Raw genomic sequence first — 18,195 nt, 5'->3', positions numbered from 1 at the left:
CCATTTGATTAACAATCCCGGCCACCAAATCCATTAATTAATAGATGATGAACCGAGGGTGCTAGTGCGTACAAATCAAACTTTTCCTCATTCATTACCCACGATGTCACAGTTTCATCAATTGTGCCAAAAATCATCTGTCTTGCAAGGCGTACATCCAGGTCATTTGTAAATTCCCCCGTTTCCTTGCCTTCCAAAACGATTCTTTCAATCAGCTTTAAATATCCTTTAAGAACGTCATTTATTTTTAAGCGCAATTCTTTATTGGATTGTCGCAATTCGAGCTGAGTAACAATTGCTAAGTGATGATCATCAGCGAGCATTTGAAAATGAGCTTTTATCATTATTAATAATTTCTCTATCGCTGACTGTTTTCCTGCTATCATTTCTTCAATTTTTTCAACAAAGTTACCCATTTTTTCTTCAAAGAGTGAGATTAGGATGTCTTCTTTGTTTTTAAAATAAAGATAAATGGTTCCGTCAGCCACTCCCGCCTGCTTGGCAATTTTCGAAACCTGGGCTTGGTGGTAGCCATTCTCTGCAATGGCAATCACTGCTGCATCAATAATCTGCATATATTTCGGTTTGTTTTTTTTCATCAGATATCCCCCCTTTGAAGAAAAAAGTTCATTCATCTAAAAATGAATGAATCGTCATTCATAATTTAATAATAGATTTTATTCAAACTTCTGTCAAGAAATAGTATACCAACTTTTTTGAAAACTTTGTACATTAAATTAAGACAGGCTAATTCTTTCAAAAAATAAAAGACCCGAATTCACGGCCTTTTCATGTTAGGCATGCTTAGGGCGTTCCTCTTCTAGTTTTTTCTTCTCTTCCTCAACCAAAGTTCTTCTTAATATTTTTCCGACCGCTGTTTTTGGGAGCTCGTTTCTAAATTCATAAATTCTTGGCACTTTATAGGCTGCAAGATATTTTCTGGCAAATTGGTTTAATTCATCCTCTGTTACAGTGGAGCCTTCTTTTAGGACAACATACGCCTTCACCGTTTCTCCGCGATATGGATCAGGAATTCCAGCGGCAACAGCCTCTTGAACATCCGGATGTTCATATAAAACTTCTTCTATCTCTCTAGGATAAATATTGTACCCGCCTGCAATAATCATGTCCTTTTTACGGTCGACCACATAGAAATATCCTTGGTCATCCATATAGCCAAGATCCCCCGTTAACAGCCATCCATCACGTAATGTTTGTTCCGTATCCTCCGGACGGTTCCAATATCCTTTCATCACTTGTGGACCTTTTACGGCGATTTCACCTATTTCTCCCGTTGGAAGTCTTTCTCCTTCCATTGAAAAAATCGTGGCATCCGTATCGGGATATGGAACTCCAATACTTCCTTTCACTCTTGGACGATCCCATAGAAAATTTGAATGGGTTACAGGAGAGGATTCCGTTAAACCATATCCTTCTACCAATTTGCCTCCGGTGACGTCTTCAAACTTCTGCTGAACTTCAACAGGTAATGGAGCAGAACCGCTGATACAGGCCTTAATGGAAGAAAGATCGTATTTTTTCAAATCAGGATGATTCAATAAACCTATATAGATGGTTGGTGCACCTGGAAAAAGTGTCGGGCGCAGTTTATCAATTGTTTTTAAAGTGGTAACGACGTCAAATTTGGGCAATAAAATCATTTTTTGTGCTTGCATAACGGATAATATTAAAACAGCTGTCATGCCATATACATGAAAAAAGGGCAGAATTCCAAGGACTGATTCTTCACCGGGTTTACATTTATAAAGCCATGCCTGACACATCGAAGTATTTGAGACTAAATTTTTATGGGTTAACATTACCCCTTTTGGGAAACCGGTTGTTCCTCCTGTATATTGCAGCAGGGCTAAATCTTCCTCAAAATTGAAATCAAATTCCTTTAATTCCTTTGGCTGACCCTTAACAATTTCTTTTAACAGATGGATATTTCCTTCATGTTTAACATTAACAACAATTCCATATTGTCTTTTCTGGATATAGGGATAAACTAAGTTCTTTGGAAATGGAAGATAATCTTTGATGGCGGTTACAAAAATATGCTTGAGATCAGTTCGCGATTGTACATTGGATACACGAGGGTAGAGGATATCGAGGGTAATGATGGCGACAGCCCCTGAATCCTTCATTTGATATTCAAGCTCCCTTTCCGTATACAATGGATTGGTCTGTACGACAATACCGCCCGCCATAAGAATAGCATAGTAGGCCATCACTGATTGTGGTGTATTCGGAAGCATAATTGCTATCCGGTCACCCTTTGATATCCCGAGGTCTTGAAGATACCCGGCAAACACAAGTGACTCTTCATAAAGCTTTTTATAGGTCATTTCCTTCCCCATAAAATGAATTGCAATCTTATCAGGATAATTTTCGGCTGCATTGATTAAATACTGCTGCACAGGCTCTGAAGAATACTCCAATGTGGCGGGAATTTCCTCAGGATAGTTTTTCAACCATGGTTTGAGGTCGGACATTGAACTCCTCCTTTTTTAAAAATTATTTAAAAATTCTAACTACTACTATTATAATATAGGTGAATTTTTTAGACAATGAAAAGCGACCTTGAGCCTGAGCCAGATAATTAAAATATAAAAAGTCACCGCTGATTTCCAGCGATGACTCCATTTTTTCACTAAAAAAACAACATATACACTATTCCAATCAGCAAAAACAGTCCGCATAATCCCATCAGTACCTTTGCTAATGTCTCCACTTCAGCTCTCCCCTTACGATATCCCTGCACCAATTACATAAGATAATCCGATTGAAATCACCATCGAAATAAAACCAACTGCCCGATTATCACGCTGAATCTCTTCGTCAATCTTAAACTTCGGCGTTAAAAATTCATAAATAAAATAACCGGCTAAAAGAAGCAAAAACCCAAAAACTCCTGAGCCAATCATCGTGAGCAGCGTTTCATTTTGCTCAATGGAATAGCGGAAAATATTGGCGATGCCAAATATTTTTCCTCCTGTCGCCATTGCCACTGACATATTTCCTTTTTTTATTTCTTCCCAATTTCGATATTTCGTTACCGCTTCAAAAATCGCTAAAAAGACAATCATACATAAAATAACAACACTATAATTGGCTGCAATTTGAATATATTCGTTTTCCCAAAACTGGTTCATTCCGATTCTCCCCGAACATGATTTAAATTCAACCAATGTTGAATTTTTTTAAATTCAACCAGTTGAATTCTAATTGAATTCGACTACGGTTACACCTGATCCGCCTTCACCGGCTTCTCCGAAGCGAATTTTCTTAACGGAGCGGTGATTTCGTAAGTATTCTTGAACCCCTTGCCTTAAAACACCGGTACCTTTTCCATGGATAATCGAAACACGAGGATACCCTGATAATAAAGCATCATCGATGTATTTTTCCACTTTTAACAATGCATCCTCATATCTTTCCCCGCGAAGGTCCAGTTCAAGTTTTACTTGCGAGTCCCTACCCCTTACAATCGCCATGGGCTTTGTCTCTACTTGTTTTGGGGTACTCAAATATTCCAAGTCTTTTTCTTTCACCTTCATTTTAAGAATCCCAATTTGAACCTGCCATTCACCTGAAGAAGTTTTTTCGATTAAGCTACCCCTCTGACCAAAGGTTAAAACCTTAACCTCATCCCCTGGCATGAATGTTTGTTTTTTAGCTTTTTGACTTGTTAGCTTGGAAGACTTCTTAATTTCAGGTGCTGCTTGTTCAAGGCGCCTTTTGGCATCAATCAACTCATGTTCCTTAATCTCAGCATGCTTTTCCATACGCATTTTCCGAAGGTCACGAATAATTTTTTCTGCCTCGCCTTTGGCCTCGTCGACAAGATCCTTTGCCTTTTCAGCTGCCTTTTCAAACAGGCTGTCCTTAATCTCGTAGAACTCTATCATTTGTTTTTGCAGGTCCTTATGGAGTTTTTCCGACTGTTTTAGGTAATCGCGGGCTTCTTCGTGTTCTTTCTCAGCCTGACGCTTACTTCCCTCTAAAGAAGCAATCATTTTATCGATTTGATTGGTATCCTCACTGACATGCGAGCGTGCCGCCTCAATTACCCGATCGTTTAATCCTAAACGCTTGGAAATTTCAAATGCATTGCTTCGGCCCGGTACCCCTAATAATAGTTTGTACGTTGGGCTAAGCGTTTCAATATCAAACTCCACACTGGCATTTATGACCCCTTCGCGGTTATAGCCATATGCCTTTAATTCCGGATAATGGGTAGTAGCAATCACTTTCGCTCCCCTTTTGTGCACTTCGTCTAAAATGGAGATGGCCAATGCCGCACCCTCTTGCGGGTCCGTACCGGCGCCAAGCTCATCAAATAGGACAAGACTTTTATAATCCACTTTATTTAAAATATCGACAATATTGACCATATGGGAGGAAAACGTACTTAAGCTTTGTTCAATCGATTGTTCATCACCAATATCAGCATACACCGCATTAAAAACAGCCAGTTCTGAACCATCCAATGACGGCACCTGCAAACCAGCTTGAGCCATTAAGGAACATAAACCTAATGTTTTTAATGTCACCGTTTTCCCGCCGGTATTTGGTCCGGTTATCACAATGGTTGAATAGTCGGTTCCAAGGAAAATATCATTGGCGACCACTTCCTCTATTGGGATTAACGGGTGTCTTGCTTTAAATAAGCGAATTCTTCCTTCATCATTCATGATTGGCATTGACGCTTTAATCTGGCGACCATATCTTGCTTTTGCAAAAATAAAATCCAAATTACCGAGCACTTCAACTATTACCTTTAGTTCTGCCTCATGCTCGGCCACATTTGCCGATAACTCGGTTAAAATTCGTTCTATTTCAAGCTGCTCTTTTACCCGAATATCCTGGAGCTGATTATTTAGCTGAACAATTGCCTGCGGTTCAATAAATAAGGTTTGCCCAGAAGAGCTTTGGTCATGGATGATTCCGCCGTAATGTCCGCGATATTCCTGTTTTACCGGGATAACATATCGGTCATTTCGAATCGTCACAATCGCATCTGATAGCATTTTTTGCGCACTTGAAGAACGAATCATACTTTCAAGTTTTTCACGAATCCTTGCTTCATTAGCACGCAGCTGGCTACGTAATGAACGTAATAGCTCACTCGCACCATCCAATACTTCCCCGCCTTCATCAATCGCATTTTTAATCGAATGTTCGAGATTTGTCAGCGGAATAATTTGCTCGGCCTGGTCTGCTAAAATGGGGAGATCTAATTTTTCATCGGCAATTTCTTCAATAAACCGTTTCATTTGCCGGCTTGTATAAATCGTGCTGGCCGTTTGAACCAACTCATGCGGGCTAAGGACACCGCCAATAACCGAGCGTTTAATATGGGCTCGGATATCGTGAATCCCTGAGAGCGGGACATTCCCTTTTAACCTTAGTACAGCTGTCGCTTCATCCGTTTCTGATTGGAGCTTAACAACCTCGGAAAAATCTGTCGAGGGAACAAGTTTTTTTATTTTATCTTTACCAAGTGAGGAAGCAGCATGGTCAAGCAACTGTTCCTTCACTTTATTGAATTCTAATACCTTTAAGGTTCTTTCTTGCATGGAAAGAGACCTCCTTATTTCTTTGATCGATTATGCAAAAATTCCAGTAAATCATTCGTTTCCAGTGCATTTAACACGGAAGATTTTTTGATCCAGCCCTTTTTAGCAGCAGAAACACCAATTTCCATATGGGCTAATGTGTCGATTCTGTGGGCATCGGTATTAATAAGAATTTTCACGCCCGCAGCCTGCGCTTTTCTTAAATATTCTGCCGCCAAATCGAGGCGATTCGGGTTTGCATTTAATTCTAAAGCCGTGTTCGTTTCTTTAGCCAACTCAATCAGCAAATCCAAATCGACATCGTACCCTGCCCGCCGTCCAATTTTGCGGCCAGTGGGATGAGCAATTAAATCAACATGAGCATTCGTTAGAGCCGTTTTAAGCCGCTCCATGATTTTCTCCTGCGGTTGCGAAAAAGCAGAATGAATGGAGGCAATCACAAAATCCATTTCAGCGAGTAAATCATCTTCATAGTCTAATGTACCATCCGGAAGAATGTCCATCTCCACACCGGATAGAATGAGAATATCATCATATTTTTCATTTAATTTTTTTATTTCTTCTTTTTGTTTTAGAAGCCGCTCTCTTGTAAGACCATTCGCCACCTTTAGATACTGGGAATGGTCCGTAATCGCCATATATTTGTATCCTCTAGCCCGGCAGGCTTCGACCATTTCTTCTATTGTATGGGCACCGTCACTCCATGTTGAGTGCATATGGAGATCCCCTTTTATATCCTGCAGCTCGATTAAGCACTCATTTGCCGAGAATTCTTCGACTTCTTTGCCATCCTCCCTTATTTCCGGCGGGATAAACGGAAGATCAAAATGTTTGAAAAACTCTTCTTCCGATGAAAAAGTCAAAATTTTACCAGTTTCAAGATTTTCAACACCATACTCACTAATTTTCTCGCCGCGTTCCTTAGCCAACTGACGCATTCGGACATTATGGTCCTTAGAACCGGTAAAGTGATGTAAGGTCGTAATAAATTCTTCCGGTTTTACAAGACGGAAATCAGCTGAAACATCATAGTCCAGCTCAAATACAACGGAAACCTTTGTGTCTCCGGCACCAATGACTTCTTTAATTTTTGGAAGTTCCAGCAAGGAGTCCTTTACGCTTTCTAGATTGTTCGTTGCAATAATAAAATCCAAGTCTTTAATGGTCTCCCTCATTCTGCGAATGCTCCCAGCCCTTGAAAAACGCTCAATTTCCGGGGTGTTTGCCAAGATGTCCTCAATTTGCTCAGCAATTGGAAGCATATAGGCCAGCGGCAGCCTCTCCGGCCGATTGCCTAAATTTGCGATAGCCGCTAAAATTTTCTCTTCTGTTTTCTTGCCAAATCCGGCAAGCCCCTGTACTTTTCCGGATTTACAGGCTTTTTCTAAATCATTGACATCTTCAATGCCCAGCTCCTGATAAAGCTTTGAGATTTTCTTGCCTCCGAGTCCGGGGATTTGTAATAAAGGGATTAGCCCTTTAGGAACCTCCTCTTTTAACTCATCTAACACAGTGGATGTCCCGTTTTTTATGTATTCATCCATGACAGCGGCCGTTCCCTTACCGATACCGGAAATCGCCGTAAAGTCTTCAATCTCTGATAAACTGCGTTCATCCACTTCCAATGCATTTGCAGCTTTTCGAAAGGCTGAAACCTTGAAGGGGTTTTCCCCTTTAAGTTCCATATAAACCGCAATCATCTCTAATAAACGAATGACCTCTTTTTTATTTACCTCCATCCATTCCACCCCTTAAAGAATAGCATTTCCTTTTCAATAGAAAAACTTCTCTGCTACAGAGAAGTTAAAGCAGTTGAATATTCAATCCACAGACTCTTTATTTGCTGCGAAAGGATTGGTGTATGCTTTACAATCATCCCGGCTAAAATGGAATGATCTAATGGATTCTGTAAAACTTCCAATGGAACAAGCGCTGCAATATATAATAAAATAAAAATAAGTAAATAGACTTCGGCAAAACCAAGGAAGCCCCCTGCCCAAACATTTAAAAACCTTAGAACCGGCAAATGGGCAATAAAATCAAGCATGGAACCAATGATTTGACACAGCACCTTCACAGCAAAAAAGATGATCACAAAAGCAATCGCCCGATAAAAAGCTGCTTCCATATTGCTGTTACCCGTTAAAAGCTTTAAGGTCGTGTCCTCCCCTAATTTGGGATATGGAATCCACAGCGTTAACCTGGAAGCCAAATCATCGTAGTATAAATTTGCTACAATATATGCAATAATAAAACCTGTCAAATGCACAAGCTGAAGGATAAATCCCCTTCTAAGACCTGTAAAAAATCCAATAATTAATAAAATGATAATGGCTAAATCCAGCATTGACTTTTCAGTCCTTTTCCTTTAATAATTCAGCTTTCAGCCGCTCCAATTGATCTTTGATATTAATATAATCATTGACGGCATTTACCGCAGTTAAAACGGCAAGTTTACTTACATCAAGCGACGGATTCTTGGAGCTGATTTCCCGCATTTTATCGCCAACCAATGAGGCTACAAGCCTAATATGGCTTGAACTTTCATCTCCGACAATGACATATTGCTGTCCGTAAATATCTACGGTTGTTCTTGACTTTTGTGAGTTTGACAACGTAAATGCCTCCATTCAAAGGAATCCTACTCTCTATCATACCATGAACAGGGAGACGTGGAAAAGTTAAACCATTTAGAAATGTGGAAAACTCTTGGGAACTTTAACTTATTTTTAATTATATTTAGAAATGTGGTGCTTATTTTGGGGAATGTTGTTTTAAAGCGTGATTTAAATGAAATGTCAAAAATGAAAGATTATTACAGTTCTTATTTAATCGATAAAACACCTCCAGGAAGTTTATTTGCTGCCAAAACCCCGGCTTGTATGATTACAGCTTATAAATCCGGCAAAGTACTTTTTCAAGGTAATGATTGTGAAAAGGAAGCTGGCAAATGGGGAGAAGTCTCTTCCAAAGATTCTGCTCCTGTTCGAAAAACGGCTGCAGCGAAATCTGGTGCTCCTAAAGGCAAGCTTCCGGCAGGAATCGGGTTGATGTCGGCAATCGGTTCGGATGAAGTGGGCACCGGAGACTTTTTCGGTCCCATAACAGTGGTTGCCGCATACGTTAAAAAAGAGGATATTCCCTTATTAAAAGAATTGGGTGTCCGAGATTCGAAGGATTTAAATGATGAAAAAATTATTGCGGTTGCCAAGGTGATTAAGGATGTTGTTCCATATAGCCTGCTAACTTTGAAAAATGAAAAGTATAATCAGCTGCAGCAATCGGGAATGTCACAAGGGAAAATGAAGGCGATCCTTCATAATCAAGCCATTCTACATGTTTTAGAAAAAATTTCGCCTACAAAACCGGAAGCCATTTTAATTGACCAATTTGTACAGGAAAGTACTTATTTTCAGCATCTTAAAAACCAGAAAGCCATTGCCCGTGAAAATGTTTATTTTAGTACAAAAGCGGAGGGGATTCATCTCGCAGTCGCAGCTGCTTCTATCCTCGCACGCTATGCCTTTGTACAATATATAGATAAGCTCAGCGATTCCGCCGGCTTTACCATCCCTAAAGGAGCCGGGTCACAGGTGGATGAAGCTGCAGCCAAACTGATTTTGAAAAAAGGGCAGGATGTTTTGCCTACATTTGTGAAACTGCATTTTGCCAACACTGAAAAAGCGATGAAACTTGTTAAGAAAAAGAGGGGCTGAATTTAGATATTCAGTCCCTCTTATCTTTATCCCCGTAAAACCGCTCCGGCTTTTTCTTTTAACGCATCAAGTACTTTATTATGAACCTTTGTCACTTCTTCGTCCGTTAATGTCCGTTCTGGATCGGCATATTTTAATGAGAATGCAATGGATTTTTTGCCTGCTTCCATATGTTCCCCTTCGTATAAATCGAACACATTTGCTTCTTTAATCAGAGGAGCACCGGTTGTTAAAATAATTTCCTTTAACTCGCTAGAAACCGTTTCTTTATTTGCTACAAGAGCAATATCTCTTGTAATCGATGGGAATCTTGGTATCGCTTCATATTGTAGTGCAGCGGTTTCCTCACCAAGAATCTCTTTCAACGAAAGCTCAAACACATAGGTGTCTTTTAAATCAAGCTCTTTTTGCACAGTTGGATGTACTTGACCAATAAAACCTACTCTTTTGCCATTCAACTGAACCTCTGCTGTACGGCCAGGATGCATGCTGTCTACCTTTGCTTGAACAAATGCTGCTTGATCAAGAAGTCCTAGTTTAGCAAACATTCCTTCTAAAATTCCTTTTAAAACAAAGAAATCAACCGGCTTTTTCTCACCCTGCCAAGAATGGCTGTGCCATAGGCCGGTGATGGCTGCTGCTACATGTTCTTCCTCTGTAGGCAGTACATCAACACCATTTGCTAAGAAAACGGCACCTGTTTCATATACCCCTAAGCTGTCGTTTTGACGGGCACTATTGTATTTTAATACTTCCAATAGCTGTGGCATAATACTTAAACGGAGGATACTGCGTTCTTCACTCATCGGCATTGCCAAACGAATGGTTTCATTTTGATTAAGAGCAAATTGCCCTGCTTTTTCCTCACTCGTTAAGGAATACGTTACCGCTTGGTAAAGCCCTGTACCTTCTAAATATTGGCGGACAACACGACGCTTTTTCTGATAATCAGATAGTTTTCCAGGTGTTGATGAACCGACTGGCAACGTTTTTGGAATATTGTCATAGCCGTAAAGGCGCGCTACTTCCTCAATTAAGTCCTCTTCAATTTTAATATCACCGCGGCGAGTCGGAGCCGTAACCGTAACCAAATCCTTTTCAATCGTTACGACGAATTGCAGGCGGTCAAAAATATCTTTTACCTCTGCTGCATTTAGATTTGTTCCTAGGACACGATTAATTTTTTCAAGTGTAATTGATACTACAGCAGGCTCAACTGTGAGTGTATCGACTTCTGAAGTACCTTCTAGCACTTCACCGCCGGCATATTTCGCCATCAAGTAAGCAGCCCTGTCTCCTGCGGCACGAACACGATTCGGGTCAACGCCTTTTTCAAAACGTGCACTTGCTTCACTTCTTAATCCATGGTCCTTCGAAGCTTTTCTCACAACTGCCCCACTGAAATAGGCTGCTTCTAAAAGAACCGTAGTGGTGTCAGAAATTACCTCAGAGTTGGCACCGCCCATTACTCCGGCAATCGCGACTGGTTCTGTACCATTTGTGATGACTAGATGGTCGGATGTTAAGGTTCTCTCTGCATCATCAAGGGTTACTATTTTTTCTCCATCCTTCGCACGGCGGACAAGGATTTCTTTTGAGCCTAAACGGTCATAGTCAAACGCATGAAGCGGCTGGCCATATTCTAATAAAATATAGTTGGTAATATCGACTACATTATTGTGCGGACGAATCCCCGCGGACATTAAGCGTGTTTGCATCCACAATGGAGATGGACCGATTTTTACATTTTTAATCATTTTTGCAACATATAGCGGATTATCCTCTTTTGCTTCGACAACCACTTTTACATAATCAGATGCTTTTTCACTCATTGATTGAAGAGCCGTTTCCGGAAGCTTTACATCACGGCCGAGGATGGCTGCCACCTCATAAGCAACACCAAGCATGCTTAAGCAGTCGGAACGGTTAGGTGTTAACCCAAGCTCAAGAACTTGATCATCTCTATTTAATAATGCCAGCGCATCAGTCCCGACTTCAGCATCAGCAGGAAAAACAAAGATCCCTTCAGAATATTCTTTTGGAACGATTTTTCCTTCCATGCCAAGCTCCGTTAAAGAACAGATCATCCCATTCGATTCTTCACCGCGCAGCTTTGCTTTTTTAATTTTAAAATTGCCTGGAAGAACAGCACCGACCTTAGCCACAGCAACCTTTTGTCCTTGTGCGACATTTGGGGCGCCACAAATAATTTGCACTGGTGCTTCTTCGCCAATATCAACGAGACATTTGCTTAGTTTATCTGCATTTGGATGCTGTTCACGCTCTTGAACATAGCCAACAACGACACCTTTAATTCCTTCGTTAAGAACCTCAACGCCCTCAACCTCAATCCCGCTCTTGGTAATTTTTTCAGCTAATTCTTCTGCCGTTACTCCGGATAGATCCACATAATCCTGGAGCCATTTATATGAAACGAACATTTCGTTACTCCTCCTTATTTTTGCTTAAACCCTTTTAGAGCCTGTTATTTATTCATGCTTTGAAAATTGTTTTAAGAAACGAACATCATTTGTGTAGAAATGACGAATATCATCAACACCGTATTTCAACATGGCAATCCGTTCCGGACCCATTCCAAATGCGAAGCCTGTGTATTTTTTCGAATCATAGCCGGCCATTTCCAATACGTTTGGATGAACCATTCCGGCACCAAGAATTTCAATCCAGCCAGTTTTCTTACAAACGCTGCAGCCGTGGCCGCCACAAATTTTACAAGAAATATCCATTTCAACAGATGGCTCTGTAAATGGGAAAAAGCTAGGACGAAGGCGAATTTCCCGGTCTTCCCCGAACATTTTTTTCGCAAAAACTTCCAATGTTCCTTTCAGGTCACTCATGCGGATGTTTTCGCCGACAACGAGTCCTTCAATCTGCATAAACTGATGGGAGTGTGTCGCATCGTCGTTGTCGCGGCGATACACTTTTCCTGGGCAAATAATTTTAATCGGGCCTTTGCCTTCGTTCTTTTCCATTGTCCGTGCCTGCACAGGTGATGTATGGGTACGAAGCAAGATTTCTTCCGTGATATAAAAAGAGTCCTGCATATCGCGTGCCGGGTGTCCTTTTGGCAGGTTTAGCGCTTCAAAGTTATAGTAATCCTGCTCAACCTCCGGCCCTTCTGCAACCTGATAGCCCATGCCGATAAATAAATCTTCAATTTCTTCAATAATTTTTGTTAATGGATGATGATTCCCCACTTTAACCGGACGGCCTGGAAGCGTAACATCAATCGTTTCAGATGCCAATTTCTCCAATACCACTGCTTCCTCTAAGTCCTTTTGTTTTGCCTCAAGTTTAACGGAAATCGCCTCACGCACCTCATTGACAAGCGCCCCCATCATCGGACGTTCTTCCGCTGATAGCTTACCCATCCCACGGAGCACCTCCGTAATCGGCCCCTTCTTCCCTAAATACGCAACACGAATATCATTCAATTCCTTTAAATCGTAAGACTGCTCAATCTTCCCGATCGCTTCCTCTTGCAACTCCTTCAAACGTTCCTGCATCAGAATTTCCTCCTTTTAATTTCGACAAATTTCTGGTGGTGACAGGCACCCGTCAAATTCTGTCGAATTCGACAAAATAAAAAACCCCATCCCTAAAAAGGGACGAGGTTACTGTTCGCGGTACCACCCTTGTAAACACTGTATGTATAAAACATTAGCGTTCGCTTCATTGGGATAACGGCTTTAAGCCGATGCATCTTTACATTTTCCAAGAAAATGGTCCCGATGCCAACTCGGGAGGTGAACTTCTCTTGTATGAACACATAAAAGTGCTTTCAGTCACGGCACTTTCTCCCTAGAAGGTTCTGTACAAGGTACTTTTCTCCGTCATTGTTTTTGAGAATATCAATATTGTTCACTATTATATAATAATTTTCTTACGGTTTCAAATCCTAATCAAGCCTATTTTTTCAAATAATAAAGGAGTATGCCCGTTGCTACCGCTACATTTAAGGATTCACTCTTGCCGTAAATCGGGATATAGAGATTAGCAGTTGTATTAGTTAGGATTTCCTTGCTAACGCCGGCTCCCTCATTTCCGACGACAAGGGCAAACGATTCAGATGGTTTTGTTTCTGTATAAACAGAAGCATTTTCTAGTGCTGTACCATATACAGGGATGTTTTTTTCCTTAAGGTTCTTGATCCAGTCATTCAAGTCACCCCTTACAATTGGGAGATGAAAATGACTGCCCTGTGCGGATCGAAGGACTTTTGCATTAAAAATATCAACGCTGCCATGTCCAACGATGACAGCTTCAATTCCTGAAGCATCTGCTGTACGGATCATCGTTCCTAAGTTTCCCGGGTCTTGAACTGCGTCAATGAATAGAAATGTTTTCGCAATATTTAGTGCTGTTTCGGTGCCTTCTTGGTGGCAAATAGCATAAATTCCCTGCGGGGCTTCTGTATCGGATAATGTATTCGAAATTTCTTCTGTTACTTGTGTGATGGATACTGCTCCGGTATCCCAGCGCGGTGGCAGTTCGGTCTTGTCTGATAGAATAATTTCTAAAACTTGATCTTTTTGTTTTAATGCCTCTTCTACTAAGTGAAATCCTTCTACGATGAATAATCCTGTTTTATCACGTTCTTTTTTAGTTTGCAGCTTCTTCCATTGTTTTACCTGTGGATTTTGGACAGATTGAATGTGTTTCAACAGTAAATCTCCTTTTTACATGCTTTTTAATTTCCTCATTATACATAATTAAACCAAAATTAGAAATGATAATAAAGAATCGAAGGCTAAAAAGGAGTGTGTAAGGATGAACCTAAACTTAAGAAATGCTATTATTCATAATGTATCTGGGAACTCACAGGCAGAGTTAGAGGATACAATTGTTGATGCCATCCAAAATGGCGAAGAAAAGATGCTCCCAGGTCTTGGGGTATTATTTGAAGTTATTTGGCAAAATTCTTCCGAGGAAGAGAAAAAAGAAATGCTTTCTACACTCGAAAATGGTTTAAAACACTAATGGTTTATGCATGCTGCCGATTTTAGGATCGGCAGTTTTTTTAATGGGCAGTTTACTTTATTGAGGGTATTGGCGAAAAAATCGGATTGATTTTCTTGAAAAGCATCTCCTATAACCCCTATTGGCGACAAAATTAGCTTGAGTTTCAAGAAAAGTGTCTCCTATAACCTCTATTGGCGACAAAATTAGCTTGGGTTTTATGAAAAGTGTCTCCTATAACCCCTATTGGCGACAAAAATAGTTTGAGTTTCACTTAAAGTGTCTCCTATAACCCCCATTGGCGACAAAAATAGTTTGAGTTTCACTTAAAGTGTCTCCTATAACCCCCATTGGCGACAAAACTAGTTGGGGTTTCACTAAAAGTGCCTCCTATAACCCCTATTGGCGACAAAAATAGTTTGAGTTTCACTTAAAGTGTCTCCTATAACCCCCATTGGCGACAAAACTAGTTTGAGTTTCACTAAAAGTGTCTCCTATAACCCCCATTGGCGACAAAACTAGTTGGGGTTTCACTAAAAGTGTCTCCTATAACCCCTATTGGCGACAAAACTAGTTGGGGTTTCACTAAAAGTGTCTCCTATAACCCCTATTGGCGACAAAACTAGCTTAGGCTTCACTAAAAGTGTCTCCTATAACCCCTATTGGCGACAAAACTAGTTCGTTTTTCACTAAAAGTGCCTCCTATAACCCCCATTGGCGACAAAACTAGTTTGAGTTTCACTAAAAGTGTCTCCTATAACCCCTTTGCGACATAACTAGTTCGAGTTTCACTAAAAGTGTCTCCTATAACCCCTATTGGCGACAAAATTAGCTTGGGTTTCACTAAAAGTGTCTCCTATAACCCCTATTGGCGACAAAATTAGCTTAGGCTTCACTAAAAGTGTCTCCTATAACCCCTATTGGCGACAAAACTAGTTCGTTTTTCACTAAAAGTGTCTCCTATAACCCCTATTGGCGACAAAATTAGCTTGGGCTTCACTAAAAGTGTCTCCTATAACCCCCATTGGCGACAAAACTAGTTGGGGTTTCACTAAAAGTGTCTCCTATAACCCCTATTGGCGACAAAACTAGTTCGTTTTTCACTAAAAGTGTCTCCTATACGACGATTTAAATCACCCACTCTTTTCGGAGATCTCCATTTTAATGAAAAATCACAAGACCCAAACAATTTATCAACAATCTAAATCTGGCGCCCACACAAAGAAAATCCCCAGAGGCACACCCCAGGGAAACAATTATAAATTATTCAAACGTTATTTTATCCACGGTTTCACGGTCTAACCGTTTAATGACTTCCACAATTAATTTAACTGCATTTTCAAAGTCATCACGATGAAGCATGGCCGCATGAGAGTGAATATAACGCGTAGCGATAGTAATCGCTAAAGTCGGAACACCCTTATGTGTCAAATGAATCGAACCTGCATCCGTTCCTCCGCCAGGAATAGCATCAAATTGATACGGAATATTCATTTCATCCGCCACGTCTGTTACAAAATCCCGCAATCCCTTATGAGAAACAAGCGATGCATCATATAAAATAATTTGCGGACCTTTTCCCATTTTACTCATAGCTTCCTGTTCAGAAATTCCAGGAGTATCGCCGGCAATCCCTACATCAACACCAAACCCGATATCCGGCTCAATTTTTGCAGCAGATGTCCGTGCCCCGCGTAAACCAACCTCTTCTTGAATTGTGCCTACACCGTAAACGACATTTGGATGGTCCACACCCTGCAATTTTTTTAGAACATCAATCGCAATTGCGCAGCCGATTCGATTGTCCCAAGCTTTAGCTAACAGCATTTTTTCATTGTTCATCACAGTAAACTCGAAATATGGAACAACCATATCCCCTGGGCGAACGCCCCATTCCATTGCCTCTTCACGACTTGAAGCACCGATATCAATAAACATATCTTTAATTTCAACCGGCTTCTTCCGCGCTTCAGCAGATAAAATATGCGGCGGTTTCGAACCGATTACACCGGTTACCTCGCCTTTTTTTGTGACAATCGTTACGCGCTGGGCGAGCATGACCTGCCCCCACCAGCCGCCAACTGTTTGGAAGCGAAGGAAACCTTTATCATCGATTTGGGTAATCATAAAGCCTACTTCATCAAGATGGCCAGCCACCATAATCTTCGGTCCGCCTTCTTTACCGACCTTTTTAGCAATCAAACTGCCAAGTCCATCTGTTGTTACCTCGTCTGCGAATGGTGCTATGTATTTTTTCATGACTTCGCGAACTTCGCGTTCATTTCCGGGAATCCCTTTGGCATCGGTTAAATCTTTTAACATGGTTAATGTTTCATCTAATTTCGCCATTTTGCTGCCCCCTTTTTTTGGATGTTAGAGAATAGTCCATCTTTACACTCCCAGACATCCTCTTATGTACCAACTTTCATTATACAGAATCCCATGAAAAATTTACAAATTTTTCTTCTAATAGTTGTTTTCCTGTCTTTGATAATTTACTTCGTTTTTTGCAAAATATGCCTGCTCGATTTCTCCAGAAGAGAATCCCAAAAGTGAGGCCAATTGCAGGTAGCCCACCCATAATGCTTGATACTCCTCAAAACCTCTATTTCTTTTAAAATTACTCACCTGTTCATAAATCATAAGAAATTGCTCTGTTACGCTTACAGAGGCCTCAGTAAGTGTTAATTCCATTTCACGTTCATGAAAGCCGCATTCAATCCCAAGAGATAGAATAAAGTGAATGCCATCAACAAACTCTTCTAAAATCACTTCTTTTGCAGAAGATGGTTTCACACTCCAGAACTTAAAGCAGCGAGTTTCATTTGCCAATTCGCCAATCTCCACAAGCAGCGCCAGAACCTTTCGATTCACCAAATCTTCCGCTAGCAGACCATGTTTTTCCTGAATATGAGTATCTAATGCTTTCTGCATTTCAAATAATTTTTTTAGCTGCATCTTTTGATCACTCCCTTTAGAAAATTATATCATTTGCAGCTGTTATACAAAGAACATCATTAAAATGAGATCTAGTATTGCGAGCAAGGGAAAGCCGATTTTGAATGACAAATGCCTCGTTTTATGATGGAATAATTTCATTCCGATTGTTGTCCCTACAGCACCGCCAAACAGTGCCACTAGCCACAAAGTCCTCTCTCGAATCCGGTATTGCTGTTTAATTGCCCGTTTTTTATCAATCCCCATGATAATCAGACCCATTATGTTCATGATTAAATAAATCACTAACCATATCATTTCCCATCCCCCTATAGAAAAAGCCATCCTCAAAGAAGAGAATGGCTTTTATATAATTACTTGTTATATTGTTGTTTTGCAACGTTTGCTAATTCAGCAAATGCATTTGCATCACTTACTGCTAATTCAGCAAGCATCTTGCGGTTTACTTCGATACCAGCAAGCTTTAAACCATGCATTAAACGGCTGTAAGAAAGACCGTTCATACGAGCTGCTGCATTGATACGAGTAATCCAAAGTTTGCGGAAGTCGCGCTTTTTCTGGCGACGATCGCGGAATGCATACATTAATGATTTCATAACCTGCTGGTTAGCAACTTTATATAATGTATGTTTAGAACCGAAATAACCTTTTGCTAATTTAAGAACCTTTTTACGACGCTTGCGCGTAACTGTACCGCCTTTTACACGTGGCATGTAATTTCCCTCCTATATAAATCGAAAATACGAGATTATTTAACGTAAGTTAATAATTGACGAATGCGTTTGAAATCGCCTTTTGAAACAAGTGATGCTTTGCGAAGCTTACGCTTTGCTTTTGTAGATTTGTTAGCAAATAAGTGACTTGTATAAGCGTGGTCACGCTTTAATTGACCAGAACCAGTCTTTTTGAAACGCTTTGCAGCGCCGCGGTGAGTTTTCATTTTTGGCATTGGGAACTTC

At 40.5% G+C, this 18,195-nt stretch carries 17 protein-coding genes and 1 other annotated feature; of the genes, 2 read left to right on the top strand and 15 right to left on the bottom strand.

Annotated elements, in window-relative coordinates; all coding sequences use genetic code 11:
• Positions 1–8: 8 nt before the first annotated feature.
• The 7 genes from J2Y67_RS16550 to zapA all read right to left on the bottom strand — a co-directional run bounded on the left by J2Y67_RS16550 (position 9) and on the right by zapA (position 8,212).
• Positions 9–599, bottom strand: a complete 591-nt coding sequence (locus tag J2Y67_RS16550; RefSeq protein WP_310175927.1) for a TetR/AcrR family transcriptional regulator — start codon at positions 597–599, stop codon at positions 9–11.
• Positions 600–794: 195 nt separating this feature from the next.
• Positions 795–2,495, bottom strand: a complete 1,701-nt coding sequence (locus tag J2Y67_RS16545) for an AMP-binding protein (RefSeq protein WP_310175926.1) — start codon at positions 2,493–2,495, stop codon at positions 795–797.
• A gap of 252 nt (positions 2,496–2,747) precedes the next feature.
• Positions 2,748–3,155 (bottom strand): DUF350 domain-containing protein, encoded by a 408-nt coding sequence (locus J2Y67_RS16540; RefSeq protein ID WP_310175925.1) that lies wholly within the window; start codon positions 3,153–3,155, stop codon positions 2,748–2,750.
• 69 nt (positions 3,156–3,224) lie between these two features.
• Positions 3,225–5,582, bottom strand: coding sequence for an endonuclease MutS2 (locus tag J2Y67_RS16535; protein WP_310175924.1), 2,358 nt, complete (start codon positions 5,580–5,582; stop codon positions 3,225–3,227).
• A 14-nt stretch (positions 5,583–5,596) separates the two neighbouring features.
• On the bottom strand, positions 5,597–7,321 hold the full coding sequence (polX, locus tag J2Y67_RS16530) for a DNA polymerase/3'-5' exonuclease PolX (RefSeq protein WP_310175923.1): 1,725 nt from the start codon (positions 7,319–7,321) through the stop codon (positions 5,597–5,599).
• Between the two features lie 53 nt (positions 7,322–7,374).
• A complete protein-coding gene (locus J2Y67_RS16525; protein ID WP_310175922.1) occupies positions 7,375–7,929 on the bottom strand; it encodes a CvpA family protein in 555 nt (184 codons plus the stop codon).
• Between the two features lie 7 nt (positions 7,930–7,936).
• Positions 7,937–8,212 (bottom strand): cell division protein ZapA, encoded by a 276-nt coding sequence (zapA, locus tag J2Y67_RS16520; protein ID WP_396954092.1) that lies wholly within the window; start codon positions 8,210–8,212, stop codon positions 7,937–7,939.
• Between the two features lie 129 nt (positions 8,213–8,341).
• On the opposite strand from zapA, the gene rnhC reads away from it, so the two are divergent.
• Positions 8,342–9,298 carry a ribonuclease HIII gene (rnhC, locus tag J2Y67_RS16515; protein WP_310175920.1) on the top strand — a complete coding sequence of 319 codons (957 nt, stop codon included), beginning with the start codon at positions 8,342–8,344 and terminating at the stop codon, positions 9,296–9,298.
• 26 nt (positions 9,299–9,324) lie between these two features.
• Here rnhC and pheT read toward each other — a convergent pair whose 3' ends face one another.
• From pheT to J2Y67_RS16500, 3 genes are all read right to left on the bottom strand, one after another.
• The gene (gene pheT / locus J2Y67_RS16510) at positions 9,325–11,739 is read right to left on the bottom strand and encodes a phenylalanine--tRNA ligase subunit beta (RefSeq protein WP_310175919.1); all 2,415 of its coding nucleotides are present in this window, start codon (positions 11,737–11,739) and stop codon (positions 9,325–9,327) included.
• Between the two features lie 48 nt (positions 11,740–11,787).
• A complete protein-coding gene (gene pheS / locus J2Y67_RS16505) occupies positions 11,788–12,825 on the bottom strand; it encodes a phenylalanine--tRNA ligase subunit alpha (protein ID WP_310175918.1) in 1,038 nt (345 codons plus the stop codon).
• A gap of 95 nt (positions 12,826–12,920) precedes the next feature.
• Positions 12,921–13,165, bottom strand: a binding site (T-box leader).
• A gap of 62 nt (positions 13,166–13,227) precedes the next feature.
• The gene (locus tag J2Y67_RS16500) at positions 13,228–13,983 is read right to left on the bottom strand and encodes a TrmH family RNA methyltransferase (protein WP_310175917.1); all 756 of its coding nucleotides are present in this window, start codon (positions 13,981–13,983) and stop codon (positions 13,228–13,230) included.
• A gap of 106 nt (positions 13,984–14,089) precedes the next feature.
• Here J2Y67_RS16500 and sspI point away from each other — a divergent pair, with 106 nt between their 5' ends.
• Positions 14,090–14,299, top strand: coding sequence for a small acid-soluble spore protein SspI (sspI, locus tag J2Y67_RS16495; RefSeq protein ID WP_310175916.1), 210 nt, complete (start codon positions 14,090–14,092; stop codon positions 14,297–14,299).
• Positions 14,300–15,541: 1,242 nt separating this feature from the next.
• Here sspI and J2Y67_RS16490 read toward each other — a convergent pair.
• From J2Y67_RS16490 to rpmI, 5 genes are all read right to left on the bottom strand, one after another.
• Positions 15,542–16,627 (bottom strand): M42 family metallopeptidase, encoded by a 1,086-nt coding sequence (locus J2Y67_RS16490; protein ID WP_310175915.1) that lies wholly within the window; start codon positions 16,625–16,627, stop codon positions 15,542–15,544.
• A 117-nt stretch (positions 16,628–16,744) separates the two neighbouring features.
• A complete protein-coding gene (locus J2Y67_RS16485) occupies positions 16,745–17,236 on the bottom strand; it encodes a dUTP diphosphatase (protein ID WP_310175914.1) in 492 nt (163 codons plus the stop codon).
• Between the two features lie 42 nt (positions 17,237–17,278).
• Positions 17,279–17,533 carry a DUF1294 domain-containing protein gene (locus J2Y67_RS16480; RefSeq protein ID WP_310175913.1) on the bottom strand — a complete coding sequence of 85 codons (255 nt, stop codon included), beginning with the start codon at positions 17,531–17,533 and terminating at the stop codon, positions 17,279–17,281.
• Positions 17,534–17,589: 56 nt separating this feature from the next.
• Positions 17,590–17,949 (bottom strand): 50S ribosomal protein L20, encoded by a 360-nt coding sequence (rplT, locus tag J2Y67_RS16475; protein WP_310175912.1) that lies wholly within the window; start codon positions 17,947–17,949, stop codon positions 17,590–17,592.
• Positions 17,950–17,984: 35 nt separating this feature from the next.
• Positions 17,985–18,185: a 50S ribosomal protein L35 gene (rpmI, locus tag J2Y67_RS16470; protein ID WP_071357951.1), complete on the bottom strand. Its 201-nt coding sequence runs from the start codon at positions 18,183–18,185 to the stop codon at positions 17,985–17,987.
• Between the last annotated feature and the right edge of the window lie 10 nt (positions 18,186–18,195).

It is taken from the genome of Neobacillus niacini, assembly GCF_031456445.1.
GTDB classification, from domain to species: Bacteria; Bacillota; Bacilli; order Bacillales; family Cytobacillaceae; genus Neobacillus; species Neobacillus niacini_I.
The sequence above is the reverse complement of the archived record's forward strand: the minus strand, read 5'-3'. Positions and strand labels throughout refer to the sequence as shown.

What these genes read in the sequence shown, in the direction of transcription:
- pheS (WP_310175918.1), bottom strand. Translation starts at nt 12,825, where the DNA reads ATGCAGGAACGTTTGAAGGAGTTGCAAGAGGAAGCGATCGGGAAGATT.
- J2Y67_RS16545 (WP_310175926.1), bottom strand. Translation starts at nt 2,495, where the DNA reads ATGTCCGACCTCAAACCATGGTTGAAAAACTATCCTGAGGAAATTCCC.
- polX (WP_310175923.1), bottom strand. Translation starts at nt 7,321, where the DNA reads ATGGAGGTAAATAAAAAAGAGGTCATTCGTTTATTAGAGATGATTGCG.
- zapA (WP_396954092.1), bottom strand. Translation starts at nt 8,212, where the DNA reads ATGGAGGCATTTACGTTGTCAAACTCACAAAAGTCAAGAACAACCGTA.
- J2Y67_RS16540 (WP_310175925.1), bottom strand. Translation starts at nt 3,155, where the DNA reads ATGAACCAGTTTTGGGAAAACGAATATATTCAAATTGCAGCCAATTAT.
- J2Y67_RS16490 (WP_310175915.1), bottom strand. Translation starts at nt 16,627, where the DNA reads ATGGCGAAATTAGATGAAACATTAACCATGTTAAAAGATTTAACCGAT.
- J2Y67_RS16525 (WP_310175922.1), bottom strand. Translation starts at nt 7,929, where the DNA reads ATGCTGGATTTAGCCATTATCATTTTATTAATTATTGGATTTTTTACA.
- rpmI (WP_071357951.1), bottom strand. Translation starts at nt 18,185, where the DNA reads ATGCCAAAAATGAAAACTCACCGCGGCGCTGCAAAGCGTTTCAAAAAG.
- J2Y67_RS16480 (WP_310175913.1), bottom strand. Translation starts at nt 17,533, where the DNA reads ATGATATGGTTAGTGATTTATTTAATCATGAACATAATGGGTCTGATT.
- pheT (WP_310175919.1), bottom strand. Translation starts at nt 11,739, where the DNA reads ATGTTCGTTTCATATAAATGGCTCCAGGATTATGTGGATCTATCCGGA.
- J2Y67_RS16535 (WP_310175924.1), bottom strand. Translation starts at nt 5,582, where the DNA reads ATGCAAGAAAGAACCTTAAAGGTATTAGAATTCAATAAAGTGAAGGAA.
- J2Y67_RS16550 (WP_310175927.1), bottom strand. Translation starts at nt 599, where the DNA reads ATGAAAAAAAACAAACCGAAATATATGCAGATTATTGATGCAGCAGTG.
- J2Y67_RS16485 (WP_310175914.1), bottom strand. Translation starts at nt 17,236, where the DNA reads ATGCAGCTAAAAAAATTATTTGAAATGCAGAAAGCATTAGATACTCAT.
- rplT (WP_310175912.1), bottom strand. Translation starts at nt 17,949, where the DNA reads ATGCCACGTGTAAAAGGCGGTACAGTTACGCGCAAGCGTCGTAAAAAG.
- sspI (WP_310175916.1), top strand. Translation starts at nt 14,090, where the DNA reads ATGAACCTAAACTTAAGAAATGCTATTATTCATAATGTATCTGGGAAC.